The sequence below is a fragment of the Chroococcidiopsis sp. CCNUC1 genome (assembly GCF_023546805.1).
GTDB classification, from domain to species: Bacteria; Cyanobacteriota; Cyanobacteriia; order Cyanobacteriales; family Chroococcidiopsidaceae; genus Chroococcidiopsis; species Chroococcidiopsis thermalis.
In genome coordinates this window covers 602,918-624,454 of record NZ_CP097480.1, presented here as the reverse complement: position 1 = coordinate 624,454, position 21,537 = coordinate 602,918, and the positions used below count along the sequence as shown (strand labels likewise).

General features: G+C 45.1%; 25 protein-coding genes and 1 other RNA gene. 11 read left to right on the top strand and 15 right to left on the bottom strand.

Annotated features, from left to right (window positions below; all coding sequences use genetic code 11):
* Window positions 1–48 precede the first annotated feature (48 nt).
* From M5J74_RS02940 to M5J74_RS02930, 3 genes are all read right to left on the bottom strand, one after another.
* Complete coding sequence (locus M5J74_RS02940) at window positions 49–840, bottom strand: ChaB family protein (protein WP_106170877.1); 792 nt, start codon at window positions 838–840, stop codon at window positions 49–51.
* A 120-nt stretch (window positions 841–960) separates the two neighbouring features.
* Entirely contained in the window at window positions 961–1,167 is a 207-nt protein-coding gene (locus M5J74_RS02935) for a hypothetical protein (RefSeq protein ID WP_250015293.1), read from the bottom strand.
* Window positions 1,164–1,694 (bottom strand): alpha/beta hydrolase, encoded by a 531-nt coding sequence (locus M5J74_RS02930; protein ID WP_015152635.1) that lies wholly within the window; start codon window positions 1,692–1,694, stop codon window positions 1,164–1,166. The genes M5J74_RS02935 and M5J74_RS02930 overlap by 4 nt, the downstream gene beginning before the upstream one ends.
* 64 nt (window positions 1,695–1,758) lie before the next feature.
* Between M5J74_RS02930 and M5J74_RS02925 the strand changes: the two genes are divergently transcribed.
* The 3 genes from M5J74_RS02925 (at window position 1,759) to M5J74_RS02915 (ending at window position 4,440) form a co-directional block, all read left to right on the top strand.
* Window positions 1,759–2,007 carry a hypothetical protein gene (locus M5J74_RS02925; protein WP_250015291.1) on the top strand — a complete coding sequence of 83 codons (249 nt, stop codon included), beginning with the start codon at window positions 1,759–1,761 and terminating at the stop codon, window positions 2,005–2,007.
* Window positions 2,008–2,150: 143 nt separating this feature from the next.
* Entirely contained in the window at window positions 2,151–3,215 is a 1,065-nt protein-coding gene (locus M5J74_RS02920; protein ID WP_250015290.1) for a PotD/PotF family extracellular solute-binding protein, read from the top strand.
* A 253-nt stretch (window positions 3,216–3,468) separates the two neighbouring features.
* Window positions 3,469–4,440 (top strand): DUF1517 domain-containing protein, encoded by a 972-nt coding sequence (locus M5J74_RS02915; protein WP_250015288.1) that lies wholly within the window; start codon window positions 3,469–3,471, stop codon window positions 4,438–4,440.
* Between the two features lie 105 nt (window positions 4,441–4,545).
* On the opposite strand, the gene ureG is transcribed toward M5J74_RS02915, so the two are convergent.
* The 3 genes from ureG to M5J74_RS02900 all read right to left on the bottom strand — a co-directional run bounded on the left by ureG (window position 4,546) and on the right by M5J74_RS02900 (window position 7,081).
* Complete coding sequence (ureG, locus tag M5J74_RS02910) at window positions 4,546–5,139, bottom strand: urease accessory protein UreG (protein ID WP_015152631.1); 594 nt, start codon at window positions 5,137–5,139, stop codon at window positions 4,546–4,548.
* An 82-nt stretch (window positions 5,140–5,221) separates the two neighbouring features.
* Window positions 5,222–6,214 carry a pentapeptide repeat-containing protein gene (locus tag M5J74_RS02905; RefSeq protein WP_250015286.1) on the bottom strand — a complete coding sequence of 331 codons (993 nt, stop codon included), beginning with the start codon at window positions 6,212–6,214 and terminating at the stop codon, window positions 5,222–5,224.
* A gap of 66 nt (window positions 6,215–6,280) precedes the next feature.
* Window positions 6,281–7,081, bottom strand: a complete 801-nt coding sequence (locus M5J74_RS02900; protein ID WP_106167534.1) for a hypothetical protein — start codon at window positions 7,079–7,081, stop codon at window positions 6,281–6,283.
* Between the two features lie 41 nt (window positions 7,082–7,122).
* On the opposite strand from M5J74_RS02900, the gene corA reads away from it, so the two are divergent.
* From corA to M5J74_RS02885, 3 genes are all read left to right on the top strand, one after another.
* Entirely contained in the window at window positions 7,123–8,286 is a 1,164-nt protein-coding gene (gene corA / locus M5J74_RS02895) for a magnesium/cobalt transporter CorA (protein ID WP_106218546.1), read from the top strand.
* 127 nt (window positions 8,287–8,413) lie between these two features.
* Window positions 8,414–8,862: RNase P RNA component class A (gene rnpB, locus M5J74_RS02890), an RNA gene on the top strand.
* Between the two features lie 210 nt (window positions 8,863–9,072).
* Window positions 9,073–9,294 carry a hypothetical protein gene (locus tag M5J74_RS02885; protein ID WP_127024183.1) on the top strand — a complete coding sequence of 74 codons (222 nt, stop codon included), beginning with the start codon at window positions 9,073–9,075 and terminating at the stop codon, window positions 9,292–9,294.
* Window positions 9,295–9,617: 323 nt separating this feature from the next.
* Here the strand turns inward: M5J74_RS02885 and M5J74_RS02880 are convergent, their stop codons facing one another.
* The 3 genes from M5J74_RS02880 to M5J74_RS02870 are packed head-to-tail and all read right to left on the bottom strand — an operon-like array spanning window position 9,618 to window position 12,695.
* The gene (locus tag M5J74_RS02880; protein ID WP_015152626.1) at window positions 9,618–10,292 is read right to left on the bottom strand and encodes a J domain-containing protein; all 675 of its coding nucleotides are present in this window, start codon (window positions 10,290–10,292) and stop codon (window positions 9,618–9,620) included.
* A gap of 35 nt (window positions 10,293–10,327) precedes the next feature.
* Window positions 10,328–11,485, bottom strand: a complete 1,158-nt coding sequence (locus tag M5J74_RS02875; protein ID WP_015152625.1) for an HhoA/HhoB/HtrA family serine endopeptidase — start codon at window positions 11,483–11,485, stop codon at window positions 10,328–10,330.
* A gap of 49 nt (window positions 11,486–11,534) precedes the next feature.
* Complete coding sequence (locus M5J74_RS02870) at window positions 11,535–12,695, bottom strand: M20/M25/M40 family metallo-hydrolase (protein ID WP_250015284.1); 1,161 nt, start codon at window positions 12,693–12,695, stop codon at window positions 11,535–11,537.
* On the opposite strand from M5J74_RS02870, the gene M5J74_RS02865 reads away from it, so the two are divergent.
* Window positions 12,676–12,894, top strand: a complete 219-nt coding sequence (locus M5J74_RS02865) for a hypothetical protein (RefSeq protein WP_250015283.1) — start codon at window positions 12,676–12,678, stop codon at window positions 12,892–12,894. The genes M5J74_RS02870 and M5J74_RS02865 overlap by 20 nt on opposite strands.
* On the opposite strand, the gene M5J74_RS02860 is transcribed toward M5J74_RS02865, so the two are convergent.
* The 3 genes from M5J74_RS02860 to M5J74_RS02850 form a co-directional block, all read right to left on the bottom strand.
* Window positions 12,849–13,505 (bottom strand): cyclopropane-fatty-acyl-phospholipid synthase family protein, encoded by a 657-nt coding sequence (locus M5J74_RS02860; RefSeq protein WP_015152623.1) that lies wholly within the window; start codon window positions 13,503–13,505, stop codon window positions 12,849–12,851. The genes M5J74_RS02865 and M5J74_RS02860 overlap by 46 nt on opposite strands.
* A 103-nt stretch (window positions 13,506–13,608) precedes the next feature.
* Window positions 13,609–14,958: an APC family permease gene (locus M5J74_RS02855; RefSeq protein ID WP_015152622.1), complete on the bottom strand. Its 1,350-nt coding sequence runs from the start codon at window positions 14,956–14,958 to the stop codon at window positions 13,609–13,611.
* 311 nt (window positions 14,959–15,269) lie between these two features.
* Entirely contained in the window at window positions 15,270–16,562 is a 1,293-nt protein-coding gene (locus M5J74_RS02850; RefSeq protein ID WP_015152621.1) for a cell wall metabolism sensor histidine kinase WalK, read from the bottom strand.
* Window positions 16,563–16,577: 15 nt separating this feature from the next.
* Between M5J74_RS02850 and M5J74_RS02845 the strand changes: the two genes are divergently transcribed.
* Window positions 16,578–16,751, top strand: coding sequence for a hypothetical protein (locus M5J74_RS02845; protein ID WP_181824258.1), 174 nt, complete (start codon window positions 16,578–16,580; stop codon window positions 16,749–16,751).
* Window positions 16,752–16,763: 12 nt separating this feature from the next.
* Here M5J74_RS02845 and rppA read toward each other — a convergent pair whose 3' ends face one another.
* Window positions 16,764–17,438, bottom strand: coding sequence for a two-component system response regulator RppA (gene rppA / locus M5J74_RS02840; RefSeq protein ID WP_015152620.1), 675 nt, complete (start codon window positions 17,436–17,438; stop codon window positions 16,764–16,766).
* 156 nt (window positions 17,439–17,594) lie between these two features.
* On the opposite strand from rppA, the gene M5J74_RS02835 reads away from it, so the two are divergent.
* Complete coding sequence (locus tag M5J74_RS02835) at window positions 17,595–17,987, top strand: hypothetical protein (protein ID WP_015152619.1); 393 nt, start codon at window positions 17,595–17,597, stop codon at window positions 17,985–17,987.
* A 34-nt stretch (window positions 17,988–18,021) separates the two neighbouring features.
* On the opposite strand, the gene M5J74_RS02830 is transcribed toward M5J74_RS02835, so the two are convergent.
* On the bottom strand, window positions 18,022–19,182 hold the full coding sequence (locus tag M5J74_RS02830; RefSeq protein ID WP_250015281.1) for an esterase-like activity of phytase family protein: 1,161 nt from the start codon (window positions 19,180–19,182) through the stop codon (window positions 18,022–18,024).
* 71 nt (window positions 19,183–19,253) lie between these two features.
* Window positions 19,254–19,388: a hypothetical protein gene (locus tag M5J74_RS32490; protein ID WP_256498661.1), complete on the bottom strand. Its 135-nt coding sequence runs from the start codon at window positions 19,386–19,388 to the stop codon at window positions 19,254–19,256.
* 62 nt (window positions 19,389–19,450) lie between these two features.
* Here M5J74_RS32490 and rpiA point away from each other — a divergent pair, with 62 nt between their 5' ends.
* Window positions 19,451–20,161 carry a ribose-5-phosphate isomerase RpiA gene (rpiA, locus tag M5J74_RS02825; protein WP_015152617.1) on the top strand — a complete coding sequence of 237 codons (711 nt, stop codon included), beginning with the start codon at window positions 19,451–19,453 and terminating at the stop codon, window positions 20,159–20,161.
* A gap of 36 nt (window positions 20,162–20,197) precedes the next feature.
* On the top strand, window positions 20,198–21,379 hold the full coding sequence (locus M5J74_RS02820; protein WP_106170170.1) for an aldo/keto reductase: 1,182 nt from the start codon (window positions 20,198–20,200) through the stop codon (window positions 21,377–21,379).
* Window positions 21,380–21,537 lie beyond the last annotated feature (158 nt).

Sequence of the window (21,537 nt, the reverse complement as noted above, 5' to 3'; positions counted from 1 at the left end):
TGCTGTAGGGACGCACAGCTATGCGCCCCTACAAAACATAAAAACAAGTTATACGGTCATTTTTGATTTAGACCAGATGCCGTTTTCATCTTGCTCGAACTGTTCGCGCACTACATCCCAAGCGTGATGTTCGGCTTTGGATTCATCACCAGATTGAGCTAGTTCGCTATTGTAGTTAGCAACGAATAGTCTTTGTGCGTCTTCCGATAGATGAGAGCGGATTTCGGGAGACAATTTGCTAGGATCTTCAATCTGTCCTTTTCCAAAGCGCGGTAGCGGCGTTTCATTAATATGTACTTCTTCGCCACCAGCACTTTCAAGTAATAGTTGAATCTCGCCAGATTTATTTGCGGGAACCTCAACACCTACCATAAAATCACCCGCTTCAATGCGAGTTTGGTAAATTGTGGCTTTATCTTCTGGCATTCCTAGAGTCGCCAAAGCAGAAGCTAAACCCGCACCCGCACTACCCGCGATCGCACCAGTGGCAGCACCTAACAAAGCCGCACCGATGGGACCTGCTGCTACCAGCGTACCAACAAAAGGTACAAATAACACTCCTACCCCCGTTAGCAAACCGAGAGCAGAACCAAATAGAGAACCAAAAATTGCTCCTTGTTTCAAGCCGCCTAAAATTACATCTTTCTTCGTTAGAAAGCCAGCAATTTTAGTTTCCGAGTGGAAGTTTTTCCCGATTACAGAAATATCATCGCGGGAAACACCCCGATCTAATAAACGGCGGATGACATTATCGACTTGTTCCTTCTCTTTGAAAATTGCTGAAACAGTACGCTCAGCCGTTGTAACTGCTGGTTGGGTTTGCTCACCTGTAGCCGTCATTTTGTTCTCCTAGAACAGATTTTTCACGCTATTTCATCTAGGAGAATACCAACCTCTAAATTCCGTGCCGTCGCCCTTAAGGTTGATTAGTAAAGTTTATAGATTGAGTTCAATTGCAGACTAGAAGCGAACCCACCTGCGTTGAAAACGGCTGAATACACCTGCCGCGATCGCCACTAACAGTAAAATCCAAATGATACCACCAGGGAGAAACGTGATAATTCCCAAGCCGCGCAACACCCAAATTGCGATCGCGGTTAGTAAAAGAATCATAAATAAACGTAAAGCCAGATTTTGCGATTTCGTAAAGCGATTTATTTTTTTCATCTGCGGTTAATTTCTGAATCTACCTCATCCGATGCAGTGGGCGATCGCACGTTGGATAAATCCAATCCGGCAACTTGGCTCAAATCCACGGTAATATTTTCTTCGGGATAAGAACGCAATAGATTGATAATATTCATCCCATCGTATTCTCGCGAAGCCAGAGAAACAGCAGCGTGTAATTGCTCTACTGTCATGTCGGGAAAAGCTAACCCTAAAGCCGCTAGCAGTTGTTTCCCACTAGCAGAACGTTGCCAGCGTTTCATCGAACGGTCAAACTTTTTCGGATCGAGATCTAAACGGCGATTTAACGTATCTCTCACATCATCCGTCAGCCAAGGCGCGTAGAGTTGCAAGCTACCCGATAACTTTCCCTTCTTAGCAAAGCGCTCTAAATCCTTCATTTCGATTTTCTGCTCGAACGAGCCTAAGCGAAAAGTTACCGTCTCTGCTGCTGTAGCTGCTGGTATGATAGCGCCCCAACAGAGGAAGAGTGATAGTAATCCGATTTGCGATCGCTTGAATTTCATCGCAGCCAATTATTAAGGAATAAATCTAGCTTAGCTTCAAGTGAGTGGTGCGTGAGGAAGGGGTGTGGGGACAAGGGGGACAAGGGGGACAAGGGGGACAAGGAGGACAAGGGGGACAAGGAGGACAAGGGGACAAGGGGGACAAGGGGGACAAGGAGGACAAGGGGACAAGGGGGACAAGGGGGACCCGCGACCGGAGGGAGTGGGGACAAGGGGGACAAGGGGGACAAGGGGGACAAGGGGGACAAGGGGGACAAGGGGGACAAGGGGGACAAGGGGGACAAGGGGGCAAAGGGGGACAACCACCAACTAACAACTACCAATGACAACCATATGATAAGAAAATCGAAAAAACTATCACCTTAACTGAATGCGGAGCTTATCGTATTACAAACCCTACCACTGAATTTTGTGGTGGAATGCGATCGCGTGACTCACTCAGAATCAAAGACAGTTATGATGAAGCGACTGATAGCAAGTATCGTTAGCATTTGTTTCGTACTGGTAGCGTGTCTGTCCTTTCCTGAAATCGCCCAAGCCAAAAGCTGCACTTTACGAATAATTGGCTGGGAGGGATATATGGATGCCTCTTTTGCCAAACCATTCGAGCAAAAATATGGTTGTAAAGTCATTCCAACTTATGCAGGCTCCTCAGATGAGATGTATGCCAAGATTAAAGCCAGTAAAGGCAAGTCATACGATCTCGTCACTGCTTCGGGAGACTTAACCAAACGCTTATATGATGCCAATTTAGTAGAGGCGATCGATTTAAGTTTAGTCCCCAACTACAAAGATCTATTCCCAATTTTTCAGCAACCAGCGTATAACACCTTTGACGGTCAAGCCTATGGTGTTTCGATTGCTTGGGGACCAGATTTTTTGATTTACGACAAATCCGTCGTCAAATCTGAACCGCAAAGCTGGGATGTCCTCTATCAACCAGAATATCAAGGTAAAGTATCTCTACCTGACTACCCCATCTTCAATGCTGATGTGGCGTTGTGGAAAGGTAGCTCTAATATCTACGACATTAGTAAAGAACGGCTAGCAACAGATATTAAACCCGATCTTTTCCGCTTGCGCCCGCAGGTCAGAAAATTCTGGAATAGCCAAGGAGAGTTAGCCCAACTCTTTTTAAATAAAGAAATTGCTCTGGCTTGGGGTTGGCCCGTAGCAATTGAAGAACTAAAACGCGCTAACTTTCCTGTAGGAGCGACTATTCCTCAAGAAGGAACTACTGGATGGAGCGATTCTTGGATGTTACTCAAAGGCTCTCCCAACAAAGAAATCGCCCATGCTTGGATGGATTATATGCTGACGGGAGAAGCTCAGAAACCCATGACAGAGGTTACTGGCTACTGGGCTGTTTCTGAGCAAGTTTTACCGCTACTCACCGCCGAACAGCGTCGTGATTCCCATCTAGAAGACATCGAAAATTACTACAGCCAAATCCACTTCTGGGAAACCGTACCTAATTACGATGACTGGGTAGCCTTGTGGAACGAGTTTCGAGGACAGTAAAAATGAAAGAACTATGGCGCAGCCATAGTTCTTTCATCCTCTAAGGTACGGTAATCCTACCTCAGTGACAGGTTAGGGCTGGGTTAGAAGCGATAAATTAGTAAATGTAGTTGGTGCAAAGCAAATAGCTAGCACGGTGTCAGAATTAAACGCTATAAGCAACTGCAAATCATTTGGAGTTATTACTAAGGGCAAATCGTATTACCCTAAAGGAAATAAACCAAAGTCAATATTGTTTTTCGGGCAGTGAGATATGCGTAATAAACTGCTTTCAGTCATGAAACCGTTGATAAAATCTTTGTTCGTATTCGGTCTAATCGCTACTTTAGCGTTTGGTCAGGCAGATAATGCATTAGCAGCTAGTGGTGGTCGGATTGGTGGTGGCTCTTTTAGAGCGCCTAGCCGTGGCTACTCTACTCCTAGAACATACGCTCCCGGTGGTGGTGGCTACTACGCGCCTTACCCTGGTGGTGGATTTGGGTTTCCTTTCCTGTTTCCCTTCTTTGGCATCGGCGGCGGCTTTGGTGGCTTGTTCACGATCCTGATCTTTTTTGCGATCGCCAACTTTATGTTACAAGCCTTCCGACGTGCTAGTAGTGGTGGTAGCGTAGAGGAATTAGAATACGACAGCAATCCTACTGTCAGTGTCACTCGCGTACAAGTCGGTTTGTTGGCTGAAGCAAGAGGCTTACAGGCTGAACTCAACCGGATTGCCGAACTCGCCGATACTAACTCTCCCGAAGGTAGAGTACAGGTATTGCAAGAAGCTTCTTTAGCGCTGTTACGCCACCCCGAATATTGGGTCTATGCTGGTGGTAATACTCAGCAATCTCGCTTGACGGGTGCAGAAGCTGAATTTAACCGTTTATCCTTGGCAGAACGCAGCAAGTTTAGCGAAGAAACTCTTTCCAACGTCAACAATCAGCTCAAGGCTGCAACGCCTAAAGCAGAATTACCAGCAGGTGACGGCTCTGGTAGTAGCGATTTAGCCGTGAAAGATCCTGGTGAATACATCGTCGTCACTCTGATTGCAGCGACTTTGGGTAAATTGCAAATACCAGCAATCAATAGTACTGACGATCTGCGTCAAGCTCTACGTCAGTTTGGTAGTATTCCTAGCGATAAACTCTTGGCGATTGAAGTGTTATGGACACCTCAAGCTGAAGGTGACACGCTCAGTTCTGATGATGTTCTAGCAGAATATGCAGATCTGAAACTGGTATAAGATTTGCCGCATCGAATAAATTTGTAGGGGCGCACGGCTGTGCGCCCCTACGCATGTATGACACCTACACGGAAAACGCTAGATTTGCGCCCCTAACGTTTATATTTAGATATAACTCTCGATAAATGCGATCGCCTCTGTTAATCCAGCCTGAGTTTTCAGATTTGTAAAAATAAACGGTTTATCGCCGCGCATTTTCTTCGCATCCCGTTCCATGACGCTTAAATCGGCTCCAACATAAGGAGCGAGGTCGGTTTTATTAATCACTAACAAATCTGATTTGGTAATCCCTGGTCCACCTTTACGGGGAATTTTATCACCTGCTGCAACATCAATCACGTAAATTGTCAGGTCTACTAACTCAGGACTAAAAGTAGCTGCGAGGTTATCACCACCACTTTCTAGAAATACTAAGTCCAGATTGAGAAATTTTTGTTCTAACTGTTCGATCGCGGCTATATTCATTGAAGCATCTTCGCGAATCGCTGTGTGCGGACAACCGCCAGTCTCTACACCCAAAATGCGATCGCTTGAGAGTGCTTGAGCGCGTACCAAAAACTGAGCGTCTTCTTGAGTATAGATATCGTTTGTCACTACCGCAATGTTATATTGCTGACGTAGATGCTTGCATAGCGCCTCGACTAAAGCCGTTTTTCCCGAACCGACAGGACCAGCTACCCCAACTCGAAATGCAGTCATAGGTAAGTCAAAAGTGAAAAGTTAAAAGTCAAAATTGTAGGGTGGGCATTGCTCACCTCACTATGACAATTTCATTTTGAAATTAACTATTAATACTACCATCTGGCATTGTCGCACCGCGTAAGGTTGCACCCGTGAGGTTGGCGCTACTGATTTCGGCTTTAAATAAGTTAGCGTTATCTAAGTTTGCATCGGTTAAGTTTGTTCGTGCCAAAAAGCCTTCAATTAACGAGCTATCAATTAAAATTGCTGCTAGTAAGTTAGCGCGACTGAAATCGACTCGATTCATTCTAGCTTTGGTCAAGTTAGCATAACTCAAATTGGTTTTAGTCAGTTTACTATCAGGTGCGATCGCATGGCTTAAATTAGCACGGGTTAGATCTGCTTCATTCATTAACACTCGTTCTAGTTTAGTATTACTTAAGTTTGCTTCTCTCAAAATTGCCCGATCTAAATTTGCATCGCTGAGAAATGCATCGGCTAAATTTGCCTCACTTAAATTAGCGCCGTATAGGTTAGCACCTCGCAAATTGACTTCAACTAAATTAGCACAGCGCAGGTCAGCTCCAGACAAATCTACACCTGCCATATTTGCCCCCCGCAAATCGGCTTGAAACAGTCTTGTCCTGCGCAAATTAGCAGCGTATTCTTTCTGTTCTTGTCTGAGGTTAGCACCGCGAAGACAGACACCTGTTAAGTTAGCACCGCTCAAATTAGCATTACGTAAATCTGCATCGATCAAATTTGCATCGAGTAGATTAGCTAGCCTCAGATCGGCACTGCGCAGATCTGCACCTTGCAAAATTGCTCCGTGTAAATCGGCATCGTTTAACTTAATTTCACGTAAATCGGCTTGTGTTAAGTTAGCGCCACTTAATTTTGTGCTACTTAAATTAGCCTTGTGTAACTGCGCTCTATTTAAATAAGCAAAAATTAAATTAGCACTACGTAAATCGGTTTGAGTTAAATTAATACTAACGAGATCTGCACCAAATAAATTAATTCCTTTTAATTCCAAACCGCTAAAATTAATTTCTCCCTTTGCATATCGTTGTATGAGTTCGTTAGCATCCATAAATTATGCGCGGTAAATATTGCAACTGAAGTCAAAAACTAAAAGCTAAAAGTTAAAATACAAACTTCAAAACATGGGTTTAAGTGCTTGACTGATAATATTAGCGATCGCTAGGTACTCGTGCGGCTTGTCCAGCTTTCGGGCTGTTATATCGAGAGTATCAACTAAAGCTTCAAAAGATTGACAAGTATAAGTTATATTCCGAATTAATTCGTATAGCTCCGTACTGCGTAAAGCCGCCCAATCTTGTTGAGTCCAATCAAATTGATGTTCGGTCGCGGAAAATAGTAAGATTTTTGCTTGCAAGGGATTGATTTGAAGCATTATCTTGTGACGGATTTCAAATGGCTCGATTTTTTTCTTAATTTGTACGGACGCTGGTGGAGGGGAATCGGGAATAACCACAGCTTCTTGTCGAATTGCCGGGACTAAAGGAACGGTAATCAGATCGGAATCAGAACTTATTCTGCTTTCTTGAAGTTTGTCTGATTGAAAATTATATAGAATTTCTGCTTCTCCAATAATTGTACTAGCAACACTTAAGTACTGCTCCGGCTTGTTTAGAGTTTGTGCCATTCTATAAACATTTTTTTTCAAGCTTTCTATATCTGAATATTTAATAAGCAAATCTTGGATTAAATCGAGTAAACTAATACTATTTAACTGGTTTTGGTCTCTAGCCCAAAATTGTTTTGCTACGTAAAAAGCAAGTTTTTTAATTCGAGCTGAGTCTTCATTTTGCTCTAAAGATTGTACGACTTGAGTGAATAAGGATGAGTTTTCCATAGATTGAGCAGCGCGATCGCTCCAGTTTATACTGTTCCCGTGATAAGAAAGCACGATCGTAACACAACCTAAACGCATCATAAGGATTAAGATCGCGATGGAGTCCCGCGCGCATCTCGTTCATGACAAAATCTCGTATTCGTGCTGCTAAACCAGACACACAGCCTCACTTTGACTACTTTTACGACAAACCAGGTAGTCTACCAGGAACTTTGAATATTGGGGTTGATGCTCAACCACCAGTTATCGTTTTAATTGACTACAACGAAGCAGACGCAACACGCCAAACCTTAGCCACGCCAGAAGAATGCCTTTCCTATCTGGACACCGAATCTGTCTCTTGGGTTGACGTACAAGGCTTAGGTAGCGAAGATATCTTACAAAGATTGGGACAAGTTTTTAATCTGCATCCATTGGTTTTAGAAGATATCGTCAACGTACCGCAGCGTCCCAAAGTAGAAGATGATTACGAAGACCATTTAGTCATGATCGCACGGATGGTGATACCAAAAGAAAGTGGTGGTTTTCATAGCGAACAAGTCAGTTTTATTTTAGGAAAACACTACCTACTTACAGTCCAAGAAGAACCAGAACACGACTGCTTTGAACAGGTACGCCAGCGAATTCGTTACAACAAAGGTAGCGTCCGCAAGCTAGGAGCAGATTATTTAGCCTATACGTTGATAGATTCGATTATTGATGGCTTTTTTCCCGTACTGGAAGCATACGGAGAACAGATGGAAGACTTAGAAGATGAAGTTATTACTAAACCAACGCGGCAAACTTTAAACAAAATCTATCGCGTCCGGCGAGAGTTGCTCAACCTGCGGCGAGCAATTTGGCCTCAGCGAGATGCGATCGCCATGCTGATCCGCGATGATAATGACAGTTTAATTAGCGATCGCGTCCAAGTCTATTTACGCGACTGTTACGACCATGCCGTACAAATTTTAGACATGGTAGAAACCTATCGCGAATTAACTTCTGGTCTAATGGATGTCTACCTATCAGCCGTGAGTAACAAAATGAATGAAATCATGAAGTTGCTGACGGTAGTTTCTTCTATATTTATTCCTTTAACTTTCATTGCTGGGGTCTACGGTATGAACTTTAACACGGAAAAATCTCCCTGGAATATGCCGGAATTAAATTGGTACTGGGGATATCCCTTATGCTTAGCAGCTATGGCAGCAACCGCTGCTGGACTCATCTATTTCTTCTGGCGGCGAGGTTGGTTTGAAAACTTCTCCGATGTCCAGGATAGAACGTCAAGAAAGAGAGGCTAAGTGTCAGTTACCAGTTGTCAGTTATCAGTTGTCAGTTATCAGTTGTCAGTTACCAACAACCAACAACCAACAACTAACAACCAATTACCCATTACCCATTACCCATTACCATTACACTAGATCTAGAGAGAGTAGGCGCAGGCAGTTGCAGCCAGCTTTTACAGCTGGTCTGAGGAAAGTCTGGACTCCCGAAAGACCAAACTTGCTGGGTAACGCCCAGTGCGAGCGATCGTGAGGATAGTGCCACAGAAAGATACCGCCTTTTTCAGCGATCGGCGAACAGTGACCAGTGACCAAATGATAACTGATAACTGATAACTGACAACTGAAAAGGGTAAGGGTGCAAAGGTGCGGTAAGAGCGCACCAGCAGCATCGAGAGGTGCTGGCTCGGTAAACCCCGGTTGGGAGCAAGGTCGGAGGAACTACGGTTGGTCTTTTACCAGTTCCGCTATTGGTGTACCGCTAGAGGTGTCTGGTAACAGGCATCCCAGATAGATAACTGCCTTCTGTATGTAGAGATGCGATCGCGTTGATGCAGCAGAAAACAGAATCCAGCTTATGTCCTGCTCTCTCATATCATCTAAAGCTAGAGGTTGTTACAGCTTCTAGCTTTATTTTTTGTACGTTTTTTCTACGGAGTGTACGCAATGGTCAATTCTGCAAAACAAGGCTACGAAACTACTTGTCGTATAGAACGATGGAAAGATGGTAATTTGCGCTTATCCTTTAGCACCAAATAAGCTCCCTTGTTTGGCAAGCCTTCTGGCTACGCAGTGCGTAAGCGAGTGAACTTGATAGACACTCCGCAAAATTGGAGTGCATTAGAGGCTAAATGCTGGGTAATGCACAATAATGCACTCAATGGTTGTTTCGATCCAACTTTAGAAAAATATAGTTTAAACAATAAACAAAAACTTGCTTTATTAAAACCACCAATAAGAGAGGCAAATCTATTCGACCAGATATTAGAAAAATACAAACCCAAATTAGTAACGCCAGTCCGCTGAACGGAGAAAACCCCTGCATGTAGCTGGCTCCTCGTACTGTTACCCCAATTACCCCAATTTTTACCCCAAAAGCTAACTTAGCGGAAATTTGGGACAGGATGTGTAGAGGAAGACCGCTTAGTGCGAGTTACATAAAAAAAGCTCTCCAAAATATGGAGAGGCTATTTACTCGCTGAATTGAGGATAGGGTGAGGAGTAACTCATTTACTCGTTGCAGCCATTTATAAGATAGTGAATGAATGTGACATGACTGTGACAGTTAGATATTAATTTGGCTACAAAATGAAGTCACCAATATCGATCCGGTCAATAGCTTTTGCGGATCAAAACATTAACTGGCGTTCTATAGCTTTGTAATCGCGATCGATTTCTCGCCATAACTTCTGGTTATGAGGATCGGCTTGCAAAGCTTTTTTGAGGTAAATTCTAGCGCGATCGCACTGTTGTCGCGAGATCAGCTGTTTTGCCCAACGATGGTAAGCTACAGCTAGCCACGGTTGCACGTCTGAATCTTTGGGAAAGCGGATAGCTAGCTTTTCTGCTATGTCTACTGCTTGCTGAAAATTCTGACGCTTGAGTAAAGTGTAGACTTGGTTGAGCGTACTCAATTTGAGTAACTTTTCTTCTGAAGAGAGGGGAGGAGAGGAAGGCGTGCAGTCGCGTTGCTTAACGTGGAAGCGCACGCCACCTGTACTGTAAGTAGAAGTGGTGTCTGGATGTGGTGTAGTTTTTGTAGAAGTGCTGGAAGATGGCTGCGATTGGAGGGTGAGTAAGGTGCGGTATGCTTGGACGATGAGTTTGAACCGATCTTCCGCAGTGCGATCGCCTGGATTGAGATCGGGGTGATATTTCCGCGCCAGCTGGCGATAAGCCATTTTAATCTCTTGCGCCGTCGCCGTTGGGGAGATTTCTAAAACTTGATAACACCAGTTGGGATTGGGCAGATTATCCATACTTAAGGGACAGGAAAATATTTTGGAGGTGTAGAGACGTTGCATGAACGTCTCTGCTCCCCATACCTAATATGCATCCTTTAGCTAGCGCTGGCAGGAAATTCACCAGCTCTTACCGAGAGCTGAATATTTCTGCCATTGCGACTGACTTCAAGCGGGATATTGACACCGATTTGGCTATTTTCTACTGCTTGCTGCACTTGATCGGCAGTTTTTACTTGTTGCCCGTTAATTTGCTGGATCACGTCGCCAGGACGAATCCCCGCAGCAGCAGCAGGAGAATTGCGCTCGACTCCTAACACGACTACCCCTTGGTTGGCGGAGATAGTGACATCACCATTTGACTCTTGGGCTAGGGTTTCTCGAATCTCATCGTTGAGAGTTGCCATTTGAACCCCTAAATAGGCGCGATCGATCCTTCCTTTAGCAACCAGTTGCTCGGCGATTTGCTGCGCTCGATTGATAGGAATCGCAAAACCCAAACCTTGAGCGCCGCCGATAATTGCCGTATTCATTCCCACCACTTGCCCTTGTTGATTTAATAGGGGTCCGCCAGAATTACCGGGATTAATCGCTGCATCAGTTTGAATGAAACCGACGCGCTTGTCGGGAACGCCTACATCACTGCTAGAACGACCTGTAGCACTGATGATACCAGCAGTAACAGTATTATCTAATCCTAAAGGATTACCGATCGCGATCGCCCACTCTCCAGGTCGGAGGTTGTCAGAGTTGCCTACTGTTACCGTAGGTAAATCATTGGCTTGAATTCTCACTACAGCCACATCTGTCAATTCATCTCTACCCAAGACCCGACCAGTAAATTTGCGTCCATCTTTCAGGGTGACATTGACCGTATCAGCTCCACCAGTAACATGAGCGTTTGTCAAAATTAAACCATCCGGCTCAATAATGAAGCCCGAACCAGTTCCCCGCACTACCCTAGCTCCAGGTTGTCTAGCGCGGGTAGCCCGTGCCGCATCAATACGGACGACCGCTGCACCAGTACGGTCTACAGCGTTAGCAATAAAGTTAATATTTCCGCTAGGAACCTGAGCCGGGAGTTGAGCAACTGATGGCGGGATTAACTCCGGTCGGTTGGGTAATAGCTGGGTTCCTAACAAACTACCCGCAGCCCCCATAAAGATTAAAGATAAATAAGTGACTGACTTTTTCACAACAGAATTCTGAGACATTGTAGGTTTGTTGTTGGTCATTTGTGATTGGTCTTTTGTCATTGGTTAATGGTTATTTGCCATTAACCATTAACTATTAACAGCCCACACTTCAAAGCAATTGCTCGACAATCTCTAGTCCCACGCTGACAGTTTCATCAAGTAGATTTGAGTCTACTTGCTTGTCGTTTGGCGTGTGGTAGTTAGGCTCCCGCCCTCGGTGAAAAAATAAAACTGGAACTTTTGCCGCTGCAAAAGAAGCATGGTCGCTACCACTGTAAGATTCAGAAGTAGACAACCCACTTTGCGCTGCTTTCGCTCGGGCTGTGAGCTGAGGTGTACCACTCACGCGAAGACTAGAATTTACGCCTACCATATCAAAATTTAGCATTGCCTTAAGGCTAGAGATAAACTGTGGTTGGGCGGTTTGTACGAAAGCTTTAGAACCATGTAACCCGTCTTCTTCGCCATCAAAAGCCACAAACCAAGTTTGGTTTGCTAAGGGAGTTTTAGAGATTCTGCGGGCAATTTCTAAAACAACAGCCGTCCCAGAAGCATTGTCATTCGCCCCTGGCGCACCTGGTACGGAGTCGTAATGAGCGCCCAAGAGTATTTGGGGTTTGGCGACACTTGGTAGATGAGCTACCACATTACGTCCGGTAACTTGACGTTGCCGAGTATTGACGTGTAAAGTGGCTGGCTGTGTGGTTTGAGAACTTTGTAGTAAAGCAGAGCCTTGTTCTCTAGATAAAGCCAAGACAGGAATTTTACTGACTCCACCACCAAGAGAAGCCGCGAGTTCTCCCGATCTGTCATTGACGATCGCCACGGCTACCGCACCCGCAGTACTGGCATTTTGTACCTTTTCGGAAAACCGAATTTCTCCTCTTTGGACAACTGCGATCGCGCCTTTAACATCAACCCGAGCAAAATCTTCCGGTCGTCCGACGTTGGGTACAACTACCAACGGCGCATCAACTTTACCTGCAACCGATCCACTTAGAGGTAAACCTGTAATTTTGCTTTTTCCTGCCGTCAGACTCGAACCTAAATCCTCAAATCGAGAGTAGGTAAAAGTTTGAATTTGAGTTGTGTAGCCAGCTTTGCGGTACTCCGCCTCTAGATAGTCACTTGCCTTTGCCATAACTGGCGTACCAGCCACTCTAGGACCGAGTTTTACCAAGGCTTCCACATCTGCCCCAGCTCGTCCAGACTGCGCCAAACTCGCCGTCGGTAGGGCGACTAAAGTAGTTATGAGTATTGCGTATTTCATAGGGAGTCGGGAGTCGGTAGAGGTGGGTTTCCAAACCCGCCCGTCCGGGAGTCGGGAAGAGGAGACAAGGGGGACAAGGGAGACAAGGGAGAAGTTGCAAGTCGCCCATTCGCAATTAATTCCGAATTCCGAATTCCGAATTCCCCTCACTCCTCACCCCTGTAAATTAGCTGGTGGTTTTTCAGGAACGACCCAGTAATAAAGGGTGTGAGTTCGGTTTGGTCCTTGTACTTGTACCGTGCGCTCGGGTTTCCATTCACCCATGTCAAAATCGTGGGAAACAATCCGAGTACCAGGTTTCAATTGTTTGAATAACTGGGGTCGCAGTTTGACATTAATATCTGGTAGTAGGTACAGCGTCACGACAGAGGCTTCATTGAAATTGGACTTAAACAAATCTTGATTGAGAAATTGCACGCGATCGCTCACGCCTGCTTTTTTGGCATTTTCGTTTGCTTCTTCAATTCGCTCGGGATTGATATCTATACCTACAGCCCTTTTTACGCCATATTCTCTCACGGCAGTAATAGGAATGCGTCCGTCACCGCTACCCAGATCGTAGAGGACATCTCCTTTTTGAACTTTTGCCAGTTTGAGCATTTCATCCACAACTTCTTGAGGTGTAGGCACGTAAGGTACGTCAGGTTCCCGTTGTTCGGTTTGTCCTGCTGGTGGTGCTGTTTGAGTTGTTTGAGCAATATTAGGTTCTGCCTGGGCATTCAGCCCTGTCTGTTGCGTACAACCGATAATGCCCATACTAACGGCGATCGCACCTACCGCGATCGGTTTGAGTATTAGTGGTAATTGCATCTGTATTTCCTCTTGTCAGTTATCAGTTGTTAGTTATTAGTGAAGAAAGGGAGCAGGGAGAATGACTTACGACTTACGACTTCTTTTCTCTATTGCCTTATATCTAGTGCCTGCGACGCACCCAAAACAGTACAGGTACGCCCACAACCATCATGCTAATACCGACGATCGCCCCAATACTGTATGCCTGACTGGAAGCATAGGTAATACTGGAGTAAAGTAAATAAGCACAAATGGCGCAAAAAATCAAGGGAGTAATTGGGTAGCCAGGGACTTGAAAAGTTCGAGGCGTGTTGGGTTCCCGTTGGCGGAGGACGAACAATGCTATTCCCGACAGTAGAAAAAAGCACCAAAATACGGGTGAGGTGTAGGCTGTCATCGTTTCAAAGCCTTTCTCGCCTTCGTGAGTGATCGTTCCTAGAAGAACGAGTCCTAATGCGATCGCCCCTTGTATGAGTAAAGCATTGGTAGGTGTGTGACGGCGATCGCTCCATTGCCCCAACAAAGAGAAAGAGCGAAAGTCTTGTCCTAAAGCAAAGTTCGTCCGCGCTCCTGTAAAAATTGTGGCGTTGATCGAACTCAGTGCAGTCACAGCAACGATAAAGCTAATTAATCTTGCCCCACTTTCGCCAAACACCCGCCGCATCAGATCGGCTGCTACCGCTTTGGAATTTGCTACACCAGCAATCCCCAGTCCGTGGATGTAAGCAAAGTTGACTAACATGTAAAGTCCAGCAATCAGAGCGATACTCAACAGCAACGTCTTAACCATGTTGTGTCTGGCATCCCGCACTTCTGCCGAAATGTAGGCTGCTTCGTTCCAGCCACCGTAGGTTAACAGCACGAAGACCATTGCCAGTCCGAAAGCTCCACCGTTATTGGTTGGCGTACCGTTAGGTACGGGAGTAGTACCAGCTACAGTAATCATTCCAGCAATGATGACCAATGCCAGACCTAATACCGTTGATAGTGTCAGTAAGTTTTGCGTCCACTTTCCCTGCTGCACGCCCATGATATGCAATCCGGTCAGAATAGCAATGCAGAGGGCTGCATAGATCGCAGAAGAATAGCTCCCTAGTGGCAAGATTTGGGATGCGTAGTCACCAAACGCATAAGCAAACAGCGTAATCGAACCAGTTTGAATCACCGTCATCCGCGCCCAGGCGAAGAGAAAAGCAACGTTCGTGCCAAAGGCACGCATGAAATAGTGGTAATCCCCGCCTGGGTGAGGATATGCTGTCGTCAGTTCGGCATAACAGAGAGCGCCAATCAATGAGGCAACCCCACCTAGCAGCCAAGCGAATAAGATAACGCTTTGACTACCAGCATTCTGAGCCACCAGAGTGGGAGTCTCAAAAATTCCAGCGCCAATCACCATACCGACGACGATCGCGCTTGCGTCCACCACTGAAAGGGTTGGCTTCAGCGCTGGTGATGCTACTTTATTTGCCATATCGTCAATTTTTTAGGTGAAGACTTAATGTCAATTAGAAAGCTCAGTCATATCTACTGCTTCTGGCTAATGGTACTTGTATTAAAAAGGTACTTGATGGTAAGTTCGTCGATTTTTAGCCACAGCTCATTGCTGTATAACTAAATTTCTCAACGGGTATTTACAAGTAAAAGTTGCTAGAAGTCAGCGACTTCTGCATATTACTTTAAATTGAGTTTGCCGCACAAATATGACATGAATGTGTCATTGGTCATTGGTCATTGGTCATTGGTCATTGGCAAGAGGTTTCTTACTTACAACTGACAACTTAATTACCTTAAAGGCAGTTCGATTTTAAAAGTTGCGCCTTGTCCCAGGGTGCTTTGGACGGCGATCTTGCCTTTGTGTGCCTCGACAATTTGTTTGGCGATCGCTAAGCCTAGACCAAATCCACCTGTTTGCCGCGATCGCACGGTGTCTACGCGATAGAACCGCTCAAAAATATGGGGTACATCTTCAGATGGAATGCCGATGCCATTGTCTTCAATTTGGACGATCGCTCGATAAGATTGGGTAAATATTCGCAAGCAAACTCTACCTTCAGAGGGGGTGTACTTGAAAGCATTATTCAGCAAATTTCTCACCGCTTGTTGCAATAAATCAGGTTCGGCAACGAGTTTTATTGGTTGTTCTGGCAGTTGAACAACAAAATCTAACCCCTGTGCTGCTGCTTGTGCTTGATATTCACTCACCAACCGTTGCAGCAAACTGACGAGATCGATACTTTTGAGCGCTTCAGTAGCCAACGCTCCTTCATGACGTGCTAAAAATAGCAAATTACCGATCAGCGTACTCATTGATTTTGACAGATCGACAATATTTTCTAAACGCTGGCGCGGACTATTTGTATCCTCTGCTGGTGCTAATAAGCCCACTTGGGCATTACTCAAAATTGCTGCGAGAGGGGCGCGTAATTCGTGTGAAGCATCAGCAGTAAAACGCTGTAATTGCTCGTAAGCACGGCGAATTGGTTTCATCGCCAGCCCTGCCAAGTACCAACCCGTCAACCCAATTGTACTAAGAGCTAGCGGTACGCCGAGCGAAAGATACAAGCGCGTTTGCTCTAGACTCTGGCGCATAGAAGTCATTGGAGTTGCCACTTGTAAATAACCGATGAGCAAATCCGCTTTTAAAACTGGTAGTGTAATCTGCCGCAACCACGTTTTAGAGCTAGAAAGTTTAAGCAGTTTTGAGCGTGTGGGAGTTTGAATTGTCTCAAAACCAGGAGCTAGCTTGAGATACTTCGGTGCAGGCGGAGAACCAACAAATTGGACTAATTCCCCTTTAGAGTTGTACCAGCGAGCGTAAGCAATATCTCCTGTTATTGGTAATGTATTATTGCTTAGCATCGGCAGTTGTTCCAGATCGAACTGCCATCGACCCTGATAAAATTGGTACTCTGCATCCGTTGCGATCGCTTTAGTCTTTTTATACAAATTGCGATCGAAATTCCGCAATTGTTCTTCCACTTCCAAGTAGTAAACTACCCCCGCAAAAACCACGAGGATGCTTCCCATCGATAGAGCAAACCAACAAGCTATGTTACGGCGACTGCGACTGAACATGATGAGGGGTGAGGAGTGAGGAGTGAGGGGACAAGGGAGACAAGGGAGACAAGGGAGACAAGGAAGCAGGGGAGCTTTAGGGGCAGGGGTTCAGGTGCATACCAACTACCAACTAGCAACTACCAATTCCCTACACCACACACCACTCGCCACCTAACTACCAATTACCAATTACCCATTCACAAATGACAAATGACCCCTCTATTCTGGTGCATTCAATCGATATCCCATACCATATACAGTTTCCAACCAATCTTTGGCTCCGACGGCTTGCATTCGCTGGCGTAGTCTTCTTACTAGTGTAGTCACGGCATTACTTTCTGGTTCCGTTCCCCACTCCCATAAAGTGCTTTCAATTTGTTCGCGAGAGAGAACTTGGCGGGGGTGACGCATGAAATATTCCATCAGTTGAAATTCTCGCACTGAAAGTTGAGCGATCGCCTCTCCTCTTTCTAAGGTAAGCGTGGGACGATGGAGTTGAAGATCGCCAACGATAGTGGTGTCACCTTGCCATTGGGGCGATCGCCTGCCTAATGCCCTGACTCTTGCCAATAACTCTAGCAGATCGATTGGTTTAACGAGATAATCATCTGCTCCCGCATCCAAGCCTACGACTTTATCTGCTATGGTATCTTTTGCCGTTAGGAGAAGCACTGGGGCAGTTTTACCAGTTTGCCGATACTGCTGGCACAAACTTACACCGCTCACTTTCGGCAACATCCAGTCTACGATGAGCAAGTCATAATCTTTCTGAGTTATCAACCATTGCGCCGTCTCGCCATCTTTGGCAGTATCTACAGTATGTCCTGCTTGAGAAAGAGCAGCGTGTATGGGTTCTAACTGTGCTGGATCGTCTTCTACAAGTAAAATTACCATAGGATAACACGAAATCAGAAGTCAAAAGTCAAAAGTCAGAAGTCAAAAAAAGTTACTAGTAGCCGATCGCTGTTCATTGAGGGGTATTACAGTTAATGTTTCTAAATCGAGATAGACTTATATGGATAATAGTAGCCGAACTGTGTTGACTAACTGATGCGCAGACTGCGATCGCTTTACCCTCTCAAATCCCTGGGATTAGAATTTTGGTTGCCGCTACCGATTTTGGCGATCGCTTTTTGGAGCGGTGGAGCAGCGATCGCCGATAAAATTTTACAACGCTCTTATTACGTCACAACTCCGATCCAAGCCAACGCTCAAGTCCAAGAACAACCAACTAAGGTCATCCTCTCAATTGGAGTTGAGATTAAGTATCATCAGGGCTTTTCTAAAGTTAAAGTGAAAACAGCTAATTCTGCCTTGAAAAAACTAGAGTTTGAGTTTCCTTTCACAGAAGTTAGCCAAATCGAAGTCGCATTGTCGCGCGAACTTGGTTTGTCTTTAGAGCAAATTCAAAAGACAGTTCACTATCAAGTTGATTTTAGATGAATCGTTAATAAATAGGATTGAAGACAGTTTCAAATCATTGATAACGCAGGCGAAAAAGCAGAAAATTAGTTACCTGTTGGTCATGACTCATGACAAGCAAACTTTTCGTACCATCAGATAAGCGAGAACCGAAAGTCATACCTGACAAATTTTCTAAAGTAATTCCTAACTCTTGTAAGTCTAAAACTAGCTTTTTCTTAATTTCTCGAACTCCTCTAATTTTACCTTTAAGCCTCTCAACTTTTGATGTATCGGTTGCGCCGCTTGTCACAACCTGATAAATCTTTCCAGTTTTTGTCTCTGGCTGGAGTTCTAAACTGAGAAAATGAACGCCTTCTACAGATAACAATTCCTCAAGTTCGGCATCAAGAGGATAAGCATATTCTGCTAGTAGCATTGGTGTCCCGTAGCCAATTAAGTAATGTAGTAACCGAGCTTTTCCCTGTTTAGAATTAGGTCTAGAATTAGGCGTATCTCGGTCTTGTACTAGCGTTGACTCAGTAGCAGTAAATAAATTTACTGGTTCTCCACTTGTTGGAACAGTACCAGTCGCATTGAAAGCTAAAGCAGCAAATGTTATATCGTCTTGAGTAATTTGAGTATTCTGGTTTTGCCCTTTTTCCTGGATGTTTTCAGCAATATATCGTTTAGGAAGAGTCAGGCTTTGCAGCAACTGTCTAGTTTTTAGATCGAATTCTCGGATAAAAGGAAGCGCGCGATCGCCACTTATCTGAGAACCAGAAATATATACGGTTTGTTGCGGTGTTAAAGCAATTCCCTTAGCAACAAAGGTCTTCGGTTCGTATAGTTTGCCATCGCGATCGATAAGTGACTGTACTGACTCTATATCAATATCTTGAATTTTTATATGCTCAGAATCGTTATTAAAAGTCAACTTGAGGGTGAAGATTTCATTACCAGAGACAGCATAAAAGCGATCGTGCCGTTTGTCATAAGTAATTGCTGAAAATTCCGTGACTGGTGCGTTAGAAAGGTTTGTTGGTAGTTGATATTGTCCTAAATATTCTAACGAGAGGTCGAGGAACAATCGATCTTTTGCTGCTAACGCTGGAGTTGCGAACGATAGTAGACTTAAAAATGCGATCGCGCTAATTAAAATCACCTGCTTAAACAGGCGGTTAAAATTGCCGCTACACAGACAAAACCTGCCTACACAGGTTCTCAAACATCTCATAAGTTTCAACTCAACACTAATAAACTTAGCTTGTGTAGATATAAATTTCATTCCTCCAGATTTCCCACTTATCACTCCCTTGTCCCCCTTGTCTCCCTTGTCTCCCTTCGCCCCCTAATCCCCACTCTCTTCGGTCGTGGGGTCCCCGAGTTCCCCCTTATCCCCCTACTCCCTGCTCGATCGCTCAGAAGCTCCCTCTTTCTCAACGTCCCGTAGCGCTATATACTAATCGCGGCAGAAGATTGAGTTTTGAAATTGAGTTTTGAGCATGACCGCAGCAGCAGATCCAGTAAAAACGATGAAACAGGAAGTTGGCAAAGCCGCCGCTGCCTTGGTAAAGTCTGGTACGATTGTCGGACTCGGGACGGGTTCTACTACAGCCTATGCAATTCAATATATCGGCGATCGCCTCAAGTCTGGCGACCTCAAAGATATTGTTGGTATTCCTACTTCATTTCAAGCCGAAGTCCTATCTAAACAATATGGCATTCCTCTCACTACTCTAGACGCTATAGACCATATTGACTTGGCAATTGATGGTGCGGATGAAGTCGATCCGCAGAAAAATTTAATTAAAGGTGGTGGTGCTGCCCATACCCGTGAAAAGGTTGTAGACTACCTAGCACAACAATTTATCGTCGTTGTCGATAGCGGTAAGCTGGTAGACCGATTGGGTTCCGTATTTGCAGTCCCAGTAGAAGTCATCCCAATGGCAATTTCACCCGTCATGCGGGCAATTGAAAAGCTAGGCGGTAAACCGGAACTACGGATGGGCGTAAAAAAAGCCGGACCCGTAATCACCGACCAAGGTAACATGGTGGTTGATGTGAGGTTTGATGCGATCGATAACCCCGCCGAATTAGAAAAAACCCTCAACAACATTCCTGGCGTACTGGAAAACGGCATCTTTGTCAACTGTACCGATCTCGTCCTGATTGGCGAAGTGCAAGACGGTCAACCCGTGGTAAGACAAATGTAATTTGTGGGGCGCACAGGCGTGCGCCCGTGGAAGTCTATGCAATACCGACGATTTGGACGCACAGAAATACCCATGCCCGTATTTTCCTGTGGTGGTATGCGCTATCAGTTTAAATGGCAAGATGTCCCCGCTTGGACGATTCCGCAGAACAATCAGCGTAACTTAGAAGCCACAATTCGGAGGGCAATTGAACTAGGCATCAATCATATTGAGACAGCCAGAGGTTACGGCACTTCTGAAGTGCAACTAGGGCGCATTCTACCATTAGGCGATCGCGATCGCTTAATCGTCCAAACGAAGGTTAATCCCAGCCAAAATCCCAACGAGTTTCGCCAAAAATTTGAACAGTCCTTACGCAATCTTCGCCTAGATTACATCGATTTACTAGGTATCCACGGCATTAACGATGCTGAAACCCTACATCAGACCATTCGTCCTGGTGGATGTTTGGAACTAGCACGGCAGTGGCAAGCTCAAGGTAAGGTAAGATTTATCGGCTTTTCTACCCACGGCGCAACTGAAATTATTACACAGGCGATCGCCACAAACGAATTCGACTACGTTAATCTCCATTGGTACTATATCAACCAAGTCAACTGGGAGGCAGTTGCAGCCGCCAATCGTCACGATATGGGTGTATTTATTATTAGCCCCTCCGACAAGGGGGGAATGCTTTACAAGCCACCCCAAAAGTTAGTAGAACTCTGTTCTCCCCTCAGTCCAATGGTGTTCAACGACTTATTTTGTCTGAGTCATTCTCAGGTGCATACTCTCAGTTTAGGGGCTGCCAAACCGCAGGATTTTGACGAACACCTCAAAACTCTAGAATATCTCGATCGGGCAGATGAGATTTTACCACCGATTTTGGCGCGATTAGAGCAAGCAGCTTGCGACAGTTTAGGGGAAGATTGGGTAAAAACTTGGCAGATAGGTTTACCCAGATATGACGAAACGCCAGGTAACGTCAATATTCCGACGATCCTATGGTTGAGAAACTTAGCGATCGCTTACGACCTCACAGAATATGCCAAAATGCGGTATAATCTCCTCGGCAATGGTGGTCATTGGTTTCCTGGCAATCAAGCCAAGCAGATCGAGCAGTTAGATTTGCGATCGTGCCTTGCTAACAGCCCGCACGCTGATAAAATTCCTGCTATCCTCGCCGAAGCACACAAACTATTAAGCGGCGCAGAAGTCAAGCGTCTGTCGCAAGATTAGGAGTGATGGAATTGTAGGGGCGGGTTTCACCCAGCAGACTTTACGACTTACAGATATTTCAGCTAAACTCGCCCGTACAAGAGTTAGCGAAATAATATAGGCACAATGACCTTAAACCTGAGAATATGAAAACTGTTGCAGCAAAAATTTATTGTTCA